At 36.1% G+C, this 12,467-nt stretch carries 10 protein-coding genes; all 10 read left to right on the top strand.

Annotated elements, in window-relative coordinates; translation table 11 throughout:
- The first annotated feature begins 6 nt into the window (after positions 1 to 6).
- Genes BLT48_RS05655 through BLT48_RS05615 form a run of 10 tightly spaced genes read left to right on the top strand, consistent with a single transcriptional unit; the run spans position 7 to position 12,467 of the window.
- On the top strand, positions 7 to 306 hold the full coding sequence (locus tag BLT48_RS05655) for a hypothetical protein (protein ID WP_089976043.1): 300 nt from the start codon (positions 7 to 9) through the stop codon (positions 304 to 306).
- Complete coding sequence (locus tag BLT48_RS05650) at positions 296 to 685, top strand: hypothetical protein (RefSeq protein ID WP_089976042.1); 390 nt, start codon at positions 296 to 298, stop codon at positions 683 to 685. Before BLT48_RS05655 ends, BLT48_RS05650 begins: the two co-directional genes overlap by 11 nt.
- Positions 654 to 1,004, top strand: coding sequence for a hypothetical protein (locus BLT48_RS05645; RefSeq protein WP_089976040.1), 351 nt, complete (start codon positions 654 to 656; stop codon positions 1,002 to 1,004). Before BLT48_RS05650 ends, BLT48_RS05645 begins: the two co-directional genes overlap by 32 nt.
- Positions 1,001 to 1,366 (top strand): hypothetical protein, encoded by a 366-nt coding sequence (locus tag BLT48_RS05640; RefSeq protein WP_089976038.1) that lies wholly within the window; start codon positions 1,001 to 1,003, stop codon positions 1,364 to 1,366. Before BLT48_RS05645 ends, BLT48_RS05640 begins: the two co-directional genes overlap by 4 nt.
- Before the next feature lie 38 nt (positions 1,367 to 1,404).
- On the top strand, positions 1,405 to 2,091 hold the full coding sequence (locus tag BLT48_RS05635) for a major tail protein (protein WP_089976036.1): 687 nt from the start codon (positions 1,405 to 1,407) through the stop codon (positions 2,089 to 2,091).
- 60 nt (positions 2,092 to 2,151) lie between these two features.
- Entirely contained in the window at positions 2,152 to 2,508 is a 357-nt protein-coding gene (locus BLT48_RS05630) for a hypothetical protein (RefSeq protein ID WP_089976034.1), read from the top strand.
- Positions 2,509 to 2,555: 47 nt separating this feature from the next.
- On the top strand, positions 2,556 to 2,687 hold the full coding sequence (locus BLT48_RS14310) for a hypothetical protein (RefSeq protein WP_267462123.1): 132 nt from the start codon (positions 2,556 to 2,558) through the stop codon (positions 2,685 to 2,687).
- Between the two features lie 15 nt (positions 2,688 to 2,702).
- On the top strand, positions 2,703 to 7,586 hold the full coding sequence (locus BLT48_RS05625; protein ID WP_089976031.1) for a phage tail tape measure protein: 4,884 nt from the start codon (positions 2,703 to 2,705) through the stop codon (positions 7,584 to 7,586).
- A complete protein-coding gene (locus BLT48_RS05620; protein ID WP_089976028.1) occupies positions 7,579 to 8,307 on the top strand; it encodes a hypothetical protein in 729 nt (242 codons plus the stop codon). Before BLT48_RS05625 ends, BLT48_RS05620 begins: the two co-directional genes overlap by 8 nt.
- Positions 8,298 to 12,467 (top strand): phage tail spike protein, encoded by a 4,170-nt coding sequence (locus BLT48_RS05615; protein WP_176944080.1) that lies wholly within the window; start codon positions 8,298 to 8,300, stop codon positions 12,465 to 12,467. The genes BLT48_RS05620 and BLT48_RS05615 overlap by 10 nt, the downstream gene beginning before the upstream one ends.

The following is a 12,467-nucleotide window of genomic DNA, read 5'->3' as shown; positions in this document are numbered from 1 at the left end:
GGTATTTTGGTACCTATCACAGCTGAAATCACAAAAGAGTATAAAGAACTTTACGTGAAAGAGTCAGGATTAGGCGTTGAATCTGATGAAGTATTCAAAAATAATTTAACGAACGCTTATCAATACGTTATAGAACATTCTGATGATTTTGATATTACTAAAGACAGAACAGGGAAAATGCTTGTATTTGATCGAGCTAGATATGTAAGAGCAAATGCAAGTGAGCTGTTTTATCAAAACTTCTTGCCAGATTTGAATTCATTTGGATTTAAATTGGCTATGGAGCGTGATACAAGTGCTTCATAAACAATTACGCAATAACCGTATTCAAAATGCCTATAATGATGGAATTATCACTATTGTTGAGAAAACCAACAAAAAGGATGAATTCAATACTGTCATTCCAGGACAATATGAACTGAAAGAGTTAGGCTGGTATTTTTTTCGATTAAAAGGAATACACAGTCAAGATAAAATTGAATTTGGTAATAAAGGGATTGAACTTGAGAGACAAGTTTTAATCCCTTTAAATTTGCATATTCACTCAGGTATGACCGCTATTCTTAATAACGAGAAAGAAACACTATTTGATATATTAAAAGTGTTTCCTGATTTTACGAATGACGAGTTAGAAATGCTCTTAGCGAAAGAAGGTGGGTCCAATAACACTCAAGCAAGAAATTAATATAATTCTGAAAGCTAGTGGTTATAAATATTTTTATGGTTCAGGATCCGTTGAAACTTTTCCGTATATTCGTTATACGCTAGGAGATAATTATTCTACTCGTTTAAGTAATAAAAAAGGGTTAAAAAATATATGGTATCAAATTGATGTTTTTTCTGACGTTCCTATAGATGTTGAAGCTGAGGAAACTATGTTATCTAAAATTGAATCTGAATTAGAACAAAATGGATTGATTACAACTAACTGGTTAGAAGTGATTAGCGAAAATAACACTACAAGATATCCGAATTATCATTATTTTTTGGAAGTGAGAAAATGAAATTTAAAGGCGAACTTGTTGGTAGTGAAGATGGTCCGGATAAAGATATTAATGAAGCAATCAATCGTGTGGAAAGACTTCCTCAAGCAATGGATAGTGGGGCTAATAAAATAGTTAATGCTGCCAAAGGAATTGCAAGAGCTAAAGGTTTGAATAAAACAGGTGCTGGTTTAGAAGGGATAATGTTTGAGAAAGAAAGTAATGATCGTTTAATTGGATGGGCTCCAAGGCCTAACCTCCATTTGTACTTTCATGAAATTGGAACTTATAAAGACTATCCCAAACCACATTTAAGACCTGCAGCTGATCAATCGGAAAATGAAGTAATCGAAGATATTAGAAGAACTGTAGTCGGTGATTAATTAATCATCGGCTATTTAATTTGAAAGGGGAAATTACAATGGTAAAAACAGTTAAACAAACGTTAATGACAGGTTTAGGTGATGGATATTTCCAGAAGATGCTTACAGAAGAAACGGAAACGGAAGCACCAGTTTATGATGAAGAAACAGGAACAGAGGTAGTACCTTCACTTCAATCTGCAGAAACAGAAATGACTTACGAGTCTAATCCTTTATTTTTATCAAATAAAAAACATTCTGATTTAGGAAAAGTATCTGATTTAACCATCACATTAAATGCTGCTTATTTACCTGAAGGTTTTGCAGAATGGTCAACAGGGGCTGTTAAATTGGCAGAAGGTATTTATGGATATAACTCTAATCCAATTCGCAAGTTTTTCCGGTTTGCATTCCCAATGACTGACGAAAATGGTAAAGAAGTTATTATAAACGTTCCTAAATGCCAATTAGAACCAGTCGGATTGAACCCATCGACTGAAACAGAAAATAAAGAAGCACAAGTTACAGCATACAATGTTGTAGGAAATGCTTTAGTTTACCAACCAGCTATAGCTGATTCGGATGATGATGTTAACAATAGTATTTATGCTAAGGCTGACTTACGTAAACCTGAAGTAGCAGCTGTATTTGATCGTAACAAATTGTTAGAACTTGGTTTTTACGATAAAGCATCTTTAGATTTATGTCGTTTAACTGCAGGAACTGCAGTAGATCCACAGCTTTAATAATTAGTAAGAGGCCTTTAAGGGCCTCTTTTTTTTAATTCAAATTAGGAGGAACAAATGATGAGTAACATTTTTAATAATACATTGAAATCATTCAAATCAGATATCACAGGTGAAGAACGTGATTATAAAGTTAATAATGCAGTTTGGATTTATATGGATAGTTTATTTGGAATGAATCAAACAGAATTTGATAAAGAGTTACAAAATGGTAGCAATGCTGCAATGGCCAAATTTACTACTTCAGTTATGAAAGCAAATGGTCTAGATGTGACTTATGAAGAAGTAATGGAAAATACGACTCCAAAAAGCGTTGTTAAGTTCTATAACGATTTTTTCGATATTGCCTTTCAGGCGGATCTAAAAGAAGCAGCAAAAAAAGCAAAAGCGGCACTAGCAACAAGGAAGGCACGCTAGATGTAGATTGGGACTTCCTATACACGATGTGTAGAAGGTATTTCAATATGTCACGAGATGAATTTTTATTTGAACATGATGTAGTTGGAGTTTCAACCATGATCAATTTGTTATTTAAGGATCAAAAAGAATCGAAAGATGACATACCGGACGAGATGTTGGGTGTGGACTTTTTATAGAGTGGAGGTGAATTAATGGCCGGAGAATTGAGAAAATTGGGTGTCCGGTTAACAGCTGAAGGTGTAAACCAATATAAAGATGATTTACGATCTGCAGGTTCTGCTGCCCGTCTAATGTCACAAGAAACTAAAATAGCCATTCTAGAGCTTGGTGAAGGTGCATCGTCGGCTGATAAGTTCCAAACACAGTTAAAAAGTTTAGATCGTGAGTATGATGTTCAAAAAAATAAACTGAAGACGTTAAGTAATGCTCAAAAGGAATTTACAACGTCTCTTGGATTAGTAGAACGTGAAATTACAAGTACTACTAGCGCTTTAAAATCTTCTCAAAGTGAAACCAATCGTTTAGAAAAGGAATACCGTACTCTCGCAAAGACAACTAGTAATAGTGCGATTGAGACGAATAAAGCAAAACAAGCATTTCAAGATTCATCTGGAACGTTAAAAACGACACAGAATGAAACCAATCGTTTAGAAAAGGAATACCGTGAATTAGGTAAAACTTTGGGGTACAACGCTACTGAAACCAAAAAAGCGAAACAAGCATGGCAGGAATCAGCTGCAGTTCTAAAATCATCTCAAGCAGACACTAATCGATTAGAAAAAGAATATCGTGAGCTTGCTAAAGCTTCAGGTTTAAATGCCACAGAAACGAAAAAGGCGAAACAAGCTTGGCAAGAATCTAAGCAAGAAACGAAAGAATTAGCTACTAATTTAAACAAGCTTGAAAAAGATCAATCACAATATACAAAAGAATTAGATAAGATGCCTGGTAAAATTAATGCTGCAAAAATTAGCATGGGTGAATTATCTAATGAAATGCAAGCATTAAATAGAGAGTATATTAAGAACGGCGGACACTTAGCAGATGTATCTGCAAAGTTAACCACTGTAGGAGATAAAGTTAAAACATTCTCTAGAGGAATACAATCAGCGGGTAGTACATTAACTACTGGAGTAACGTTACCTTTAATTGCAATGGGAACAGCAGCTTTAACAGCGGGTGTTAAGTTCGAACAACAAATGAGCCGTGTAGGATCTATTGCTGATGCAACTAAAGAAGAGTTATCTCAATTAACTGAACAAGCAAAAGAACTAGGAGCCAGTACTGCTTTTAGTGCATCTGAAGTTGCAGCTGGTATGGAAAATATGGCCAGTGCAGGTTTTACAGTTACAGAAATTATGAATGCTATGTCTGGTGTTCTTGACTTAGCAGCCGTTTCAGGAGGAGATGTTGCATTAGCTTCAGAAGCAGCAGCAACTGCAATAAATGCATTTAAACTTGAAGCTGGAGATGCAGGTCATGTTGCAGATGTATTTGCACGAGCAGCAGCAGATACAAATGCTGAAGTGGGAGATATGGCTGAGGCACTTAAATATGCAGCTCCTCCTGCAGCCAATTTAGGATTAAGTCTTGAAGATACAGCTGCAGCAATCGGTATAATGTCTGATGCAGGAATCAAAGGCTCGATGGCCGGAACTACATTACGTGGTGCATTAACACGTCTTGCAAAACCAACAAGTGCAGCATCTGATTTAATGAGTGATCTTGGCATACAAATGTTTGATGCACAAGGTAAAATTAAACCAATGTCACAAATTGTTACTGAATTACAAGATGGACTTGCTGGAATGACAAATGAGCAAAAGGCTTCAACATTAGCTACTATATTTGGTCAAGAAGCCATGAACGGAATGATGGTTCTAGTTGATGCAGGTTCTGGAAAAGTTGATGCTCTATCAAAAAGCTTAGAAAATTCTACAGGTTCTGCAGAAAAGATGGCAACAGCTATGCAAGATAATGTTGCCGGAACCCTTGATGAAATGATGGGTGCTTTAGAAACCGCCGGAATAGAATTGACCGAAGCTTTGGCTCCAGCTGTAACAGAAATAGCAGAAAAAATCACACAGTTAGTTGGGTCGTTTAATGAATTAGATGATGAGACTCAACAAACCATTATTAAATGGTTAGCTTTAGCTGCTGCTGCTGGACCAATGTTATCTGCAATCGGTAGCATGGGACAAGGTGTTGGTACTTTAATAAAATTAGGTGGCGCATCTACAAAAGTTTATGGGGGCTTAAAAGCATCTCTTTCACAAACGTCATTAGCTACTAAAGTTGCAGTAGGATCAGTTGATGATTTGGCTTTAGCAGCTGCAGGAGCAGGTGGAGCAGGTGGTGTTGGTGGTTTAACTTTAGCTTTAGGAGCCGCATTACCCTGGATAGCAGGTATAACTTTAGCAGTCGGTGCTGGTTATGGTGCTTGGAAAATTTGGGGTGAAGGTGCTTATGAAGCTGGGGAAAGAACTAAGCAATGGGGTTCTGATATCGGTGAAGAAGCTGATAAAGCACTTGATGATTTTCAAACATTATCTGATGAAGCAGGACTTGCTACTGATTTAATGGCTTTTAATGTTGAAGATGGTACAAGTAGAGCAATAACAGCTTATTCAGAAATGGCAGGTAGTATCAAAGAAGATATAAAAGAAACCATATCTGAAACAGAGGAAGGACTTGCTGGGTTACCAGAATCTGTAAGAAAGATTGTTGGAGATTCAATGACAGCAGGTGTAGCAGAACAATCTAAATTGGTTGAAGAAATAGACACTATTCAAGCAGCCATCACTGGTATTTATGAAAATGCGTTAGCTGAAAATAGATCTGTTACGGATGAAGAGTTAATCGTTATTGAAAATTATCATTCAAGATTAGCTGAAATAAGAAGTGAAACTCTTAAATTGAGTGCAGAAGAGCAACGAAAAGTTCAAGCCGTGATGACCGAAGATTTGAGATCCTTTTCTACTGAACAATTAAGACAACGAACAGAAATGCTAAACGATGAAGCAACAGTTATACAAAAGGGTTATGACAAACAAGCTAAGTTACTTGAGGAACAATTAACTAGTGGTGTTTTAGGCAGAGAACAATACAACGATGCGATGGCTGCTTTAAACGCTTCTGAAATAGGTGACTTATCAGAAATCGGTATGGAATACTTGAAAGTTTGGCAAGAACGTGGAGATATTCCGTTAGAAACACAAAAAAAAATCCTTGCTGATATGGGCTTAAGCTATTCTGAGATTCAAGCTCAATTAGACTTAAACAATCAACAAATAGCTCAATCGAATAAGTATATGGCAGAGTCCTCTAAAGATGCCAGTGAAGAAGTACGAAAAGCTAATGACACTTGGAATGGTATGATCCTAGATGAAAAAACAGGAAAAGTTACAACCAATCTTGATAAAGTTATCACTGAGGCTAGTGAATCTGAAGAGGGTTGGAATAATCTCCAATTCATTATGCAAAACGCTGAATTAGATACCAATGCAAAAGAAAAAATCATGGAAGCATTAATGGCAAATGGTAAGTGGTGGGAAATGGATTTCCCTACTCAATTTGCAGATGTTGAAACAAATGCTGGGCAAGTAGCTACATCTTTCTTACAAGCCAATTATGATTGGGAAAGTATGAAGTACGAAGATAAAATGGCAATTTTGAACAGTAATTCACCTGAAACAGTCAAACAAGCTTTGATTGATACAGGTGTTTGGGAAAACTTAACTCCTACCGAAAAAGAAATGATTATTTCAACTAATGCTGGACGTGCAGCACAGATTGCGTTGGAATCAACAGGCTTGTGGAACTTATTAACACCTGAAGAAAAACAAATGGTTGTTACAAGTAACTCTTCAGAAGAAGCAGTAAAAGGTGCAGAAGCTTCCTATACTTGGAATGGTACTACCTGGGTTCCTAAAGAAGCAAAAGTAGTAGCTTCAACAAATGCACCAGAAGTAGCTGGACAATCAAAAATTGCTATAAATGAGGTACCAGAACTAAAATATGCAAATATTTTAGCTTCCTCTAATACTCTTGCTATAAAAGGTCAGGTAGATAGTACATCTCAATCTGCTGATATTTTAGGTAGTAAATTACCAGTTATTAAAACAAGCACAAATGCTCCAATAACAGAAGGTAAACTTAAGTATGCAACAACAGCAGCTACTATCTTAAATAGTCAAGCTCCTTATATTCCAGTAACTGATAACTCAGGGAAAACAAAAGGTAACTTGGATAAGACTACAAGTTCAGCAAAAACGTTAAATAATCAAGCTCCTTATATACCGGTAACAGATAACTCAAATAGCACTAAAGGGAATCTAAATGCTACCACTAGTGCAGCGAAAATATTAAACACTCAATCTCCCTATATTACTGCTAGTACTAATGCACCAAAAGTTAAAGGACAAATAGATAGCGCAAAAAATGCTGCTAAAGATAAGTCATTTACAATTACTGGTTTCTTTAAAAAAGCAGGAAGCTGGCTAGGATTTGCAACTGGTACTCCAGCAACGCCTTATGATGGAACATTCAAGTTAGGTGATGGTGGAAAGCGTGAACCTTATTTAACACCTTCTGGAAGCTTTGGTGTGTCAGGATCAACTGATGAGTTGCATAATTTACCAAAAGGTACTCGTGTATGGCCAAGCAGACAATCCTTTAAAACATCTGCAAGAAGTAATGATCAGTTGAAACAATATTTGGATATGATTCCTAAATTTGCAAAAGGTGGAACGATTCAAAATGCTTATGATGGCTATGCTGGTTTAGTTGGTGAAGCAGGTCCAGAAATATTTAATATTGCTAAAGGGAAAGTAAGCATCACACCTATTTCGCAAGGGCAACGTACTAAAGTATTAGATCAACAAGGTGGCGGAAGTAAGGTTGACATGAGTGAAACGAACAATTTATTGCAAGCACTAATACAGTTAGTTGCACAAGGACAAGTGATTCAAATGGATGGTAGAGAAGTTGGAAGAAGTATCTACGACGAAGTAGATAGCATAATGAACCACAATTTTAACCGTGGAAGCATTATGAGTATGAAAGGGGGTGGTTAAGCTGATAGGAATTAATGCATTAAAGGTAAATGGGAAATCAACAGCTGATTTTCCTTTTCCTGTTTATGTAGAAGTGAATGATGGTTTTCGTTTTGCAAAAAAGAAAAATAAATTGATTGAAACAGATTACTCTACAGGTGCCATTAAAGAAACTGTCAATGCTTGGTCACCCATTGAAAAAATTTACGAGCTTTATTGTCCAACAGCAAGTTTAAAGGACATGAGAAGAATCAAACTATGGGCAAAGGATAGCGGTCAGTTGATTGCAGCAGATGAGCCAGATGTCTTTTATGAGATTTTAGATGTAGACATTGGCCATAGTGTAATTGATAATATTGCAGGCTATAGAATAACCATTACATTTATGACGAATCCTTTTGGGTATGAGATCGAACAAAAAACAAAGGTGTACACAAATGGTTCTACAATAGTCAATCATACCAATGCACCAATGTATCCAAAGATTATTATTAATGGAAATAGTAACGTGCAAACGTCTATAAAGATAGGTAGCCAAACGGTTTATTTGAAAGAGATCATTACTAAACTCATTATTGAAAATAAACCTTTAGAGCAGAATATCTATGATCAATACAATTCACCTATCAATAGCGTTATGAGGGGTGATTTTTTTGAGTTACCAGAAGATAGCAGTTTGAAAATAACCCTAGGTCCAGGAATTACGAATATTGAACTAGTAGAAAGGTGGGGTTGGCTATAATTTACTTGTATGAAAGTACAACTACAGACTTCATATACAACGGCCAATCTTTTCCAAAAGCGTATGAAGTAACTGTAGACAGAACAATTAATGATGAATTTTTTGTCACTGGAAAACATCCACTGGATGAAAATAACCGGTATAAGTTAATTCAAAAAGATAAAATCATTAAAGCTCATACTCCTGATGGGATGCAGCCATTTAGAATCATGGATGTAAACAAAAGACTAGGCTACGTTGAATTTGAAGCGTGGCCTTTGTTGTATGCAGATTTAAGGAATAAGCTAATAAAACCTTTTAAAATAAGCAATTCAAGTGGTCAATCAGCATTAAATGCGTTTATAAATAATTTATTACTAGGTACAAAATTTTCTTTCACTTCTAATATTTTAAGCGCTCATGATTTTAGTGTGAGAGATGAAACGGATGCACAAGAAGATCCTAATCAGCTATACGATGCTTTAGAAGTTTTTAAAAGAATCGTAAATCGTTGGAGTGGCGAAATAATCATTAATGGTTATGACATCCGCTTGGTTAGTCGGCTTGGTAAAGATACAGATGCATTGCTATACGAAAAGAAAAACATAACTGATTTTGTAGATAAAGAATCCATTCAAGGAATTGTTACTCGTGTTCACGGAAAGTCAGAATGGACGGAAGACGGACCAGATGGGAAACAACTAACTAAAAGAATTAAAACTACGGTAGATAGCCCATTGATTAATGCTTATAGCGGAATTGTATTCGAGCAACAATTTACAAATAACGATATACGCACAGAACAAGAATTGAAAAACTGGTTAACCCTTAAATTTTCTACTGAAAACATTGATAAGCCATCAAGAACGATTGAGTTAGATACGAATATTGTCGATGAAACTGAAGTGGCTTTAGGTGATAAATTAAACCTTAAGTATTTAAAACACGATGTAGATATGCTGATTCGTATGACAAAATATCAGTATGATGGTTTTAACAATAGATACATCAAAATCTTTGTCGGGGATGCCTTAGAACACTTTACTGGATCCGTGCAAAATACAATCTCAGTTGTAGAAACGAATATTAAAAATTCTGTAGATAAGTCAATTGCACACGTGATTATCAATCAGTTAGGTCAAAAAATGATTTACAGTGAATATGAGCCAGAAGGTGACTACAACGAAGGTGATGTCTGGTTTGACAACAAAGGTGGCATGTTTATATGGAATGAAGAGTCTGCTAATTGGATTCCCCATCCTTTTAATAATCGAATGGATGCTATTGGCCAAGAAGTTAAAGCTGCAATAGAACAAGCTGACCTCGACCGAACCAAAGCAGAACGAGACTTCGAATCAGCCAAGCAAGAAGCCAAACAATACACAGAAGCCAAAGCACAAGAATTCGACAACCAATTACTCATTGTTAATCAAAACGTCCTTACAGCTACTAATTCGGCTAATGCTGCAGTACTAAAAGCAGATAAAGCAATCGAAGATGCTGGATTCATGAGAGTGGATGTGGATGCAGCCAAAGTAAATGCAATCGATGCGTTAACAAAAGCTCAATCAGCTACGGATAACGTAAACAGTCTTACAACTAGTTATGATGCATTAACTCAGACAGTTGGTTTTAAAGCTGAGAGAACACAAGTAAATGCCATTAGTGGAGTAGTAGATCAGCATGAGTTGAAAATATCTGCTAATTCAACAGCTATTGCTGCCAGATTAACTTCAGCTCAGGTAGACAGCTTGGTTGCTGCTAAAAAGTATGTAAATGAAACAACCCTAAATGCTACAGCTAATGGTTTAAGCACTTTAATTACACAAGTTAGTACAGATTTAAATACCAAAATGGCAGAAGGTGATATTTATATAAGGGGTACAGGTTGGAATAGAATGGCTAACCGAATTTTAATGGTAAATGGTAAAACTATTTATGATTCATATGATATAGGTTTGAGGGTTACAACTCTAAGAAGGACAGATTTATCAACTGTGTTTGATGGGACTTACGACATATATAGTGGTGACCATACCATCGCACAAAACCAACTAGCAGACAAGCTAAATGGATTGGATGATTCGGTATTCATTATATTAACCTCTTATGATGCCATAAATATAACGACCAGTCGTCTGAGAATCGCTTTGGAACGAATTGGTGGTACAGGTACTCAGATTCAAACACCCATTCATAGGTCACCATTTGCGTTATTAGGAATTGCTGGAATTGGTAAAGGTTCAGGAATAGAAATGATTTCAGGAGTGTCAACTGACTCACCATATGCTGAAATAGCTAGTAAGGTAATCAATGGAGTACCGCAAGGAATCAATAATATTGGTAATGCAACGCTTGAGAAATTCACAACTTTAGAAGCAACTGTAAATGGAATCAATACAGTTGTAGGGACTAAAGCAAACCAATCTCAAGTCACTCAATTGGCTACTCAAGTCAGTACGAAAGTTGAATCAGCTACTTATAACAGTAAAATGACTCAACTAGACAGTGCTATTAACCTAAGGGTTGTTCAAGGTGATGTCACAGAAGCTATTTTATCAGATAAGACAGTAAAAGATACTAGGTATGACAATCAATTTCCTAGCTGGTATTATGCAAATTATCCAAAGCAAACAGTCGAAGAATTCAAACTAAGAACAACAGTAGGTATTATTAATGGTTCTGCAAGCTATGGGCAATTAACTACAAAAGTACCATGGGATGATTCAAGTGGTGGTGCTATCACCCAAACTTTTTCATCTGGGGATGGCGTATTCCAAAGAATCAGTAATGGGGATGGTTCTTGGCTGGCGTGGGACAAAATAGCTGAATCGGGTAAGCTAATCAGTCAAATCAATGTATCTACTGAAGGGATTCTATTACAAGGTAAAAGGATTCAGCTAGATGGCGATGTAACGATGACTAGTGCATTTGTAGATATTTTGGATGTTAAAACACTATCAGCCGTTTATGCAGATATCCCAACCATAAGAAATAAAGTGTTGATTACGGATGCTATCACTACTGATATGATAAAAGCTGATGCAGGACTATTTGACAAAGTCTTTATCAATGATGCAGTCGTTCAAAAATTGACTGTTAAGTCTTCTTTTATCAGCTCGGTTAAAGCAATAGACATTACAGCTGATAAAATAACTGGTGGCACAGCTAACTTTGCTAATTTCAATGCGATTAATTTTAATGCAAACAGTATTACATCTGGTACAGTATCTGGTGCTAGTTCGACATGGAATTTAAATACAGGTCTTATGAACTTCACTAACCCGTCTACAGGTGATTTATTGCAACTCATGCAAGGAGAAATCAGATTCCAAAATGGCGCACAAGGTCGTTATTTAAAGTATCAAAGCGAGGGATTGTTGCTGCAACCTTTTGCAAGTAATACAGGAACTTCTAAGAATACCGCATTACATTTAATTGGTGGTGGACCAGGTTCATATCAATACATCCAATTCGTTTCGCAGGATTTAAGCGGAGTAAACATGCGTTTACAAGCTGAAGGGCAAAACATGACGGCTTTCCACGGATCTACTGGATCATTCATTGTTTCTAAATACGGTGATAGTACAGCTACAGGGACAGTAATATCTGGAGGATATGAAACGCGTCATCCAACCGGTATAAGTTTAAGAATTGCTGGTAATTCTATTTCAACTCCTCGTGATGGAGCGAGAGATATATACATTACACCACAAGGTACTGGAGCAGTCGTTTCTGGCGCAGCAGATGGCACTAGATACAACTTTGTAGCGAGTGATTTTGTTAAACAATCTTCTCGAGATACGAAAACGAATATTGTTCCTTTAGAAAGAGGACTAGATAACATAAGACAATTAAGACCCGTTTCTTATAACAAAATTGATAAGTTGAATCAAGGTATCTTTGAAATCGAAAAGGGTTTTATTGCTGAAGATAGTCTAATGGTTGCTACTGTAGATGGTAAAGGAATATACGATAGTCATATTACTGCTTATTTAGTTAAAGGAGTTCAAGAACTAGATCAAAAAGTAATCGCGATTGATTCATTAGCAACAACAGCTAATTCCACTGCAAACGATGCTATGAATATAGCTATTCAAGTAGATAGTGAAGTTCAGCAAATGAAAAATAAAATAATAGTGTTAGAAAAAGAAATCAAAACATTAAAGGGAGCTGTTTAA

This window comes from Carnobacterium viridans, assembly GCF_900102725.1.
Taxonomy (GTDB): Bacteria; Bacillota; Bacilli; order Lactobacillales; family Carnobacteriaceae; genus Carnobacterium_B; species Carnobacterium_B viridans.
This window is presented reverse-complemented; position numbering and strand designations above follow the sequence as displayed.

Bases quoted from the DNA above. Each gene is read 5' to 3' on its own strand.
- BLT48_RS05640 (WP_089976038.1), top strand. From the start codon at position 1,001: ATGAAATTTAAAGGCGAACTTGTTGGTAGTGAAGATGGTCCGGATAAA.
- BLT48_RS05635 (WP_089976036.1), top strand. From the start codon at position 1,405: ATGGTAAAAACAGTTAAACAAACGTTAATGACAGGTTTAGGTGATGGA.
- BLT48_RS05630 (WP_089976034.1), top strand. From the start codon at position 2,152: ATGAGTAACATTTTTAATAATACATTGAAATCATTCAAATCAGATATC.
- BLT48_RS14310 (WP_267462123.1), top strand. From the start codon at position 2,556: ATGTCACGAGATGAATTTTTATTTGAACATGATGTAGTTGGAGTTTCA.
- BLT48_RS05625 (WP_089976031.1), top strand. From the start codon at position 2,703: ATGGCCGGAGAATTGAGAAAATTGGGTGTCCGGTTAACAGCTGAAGGT.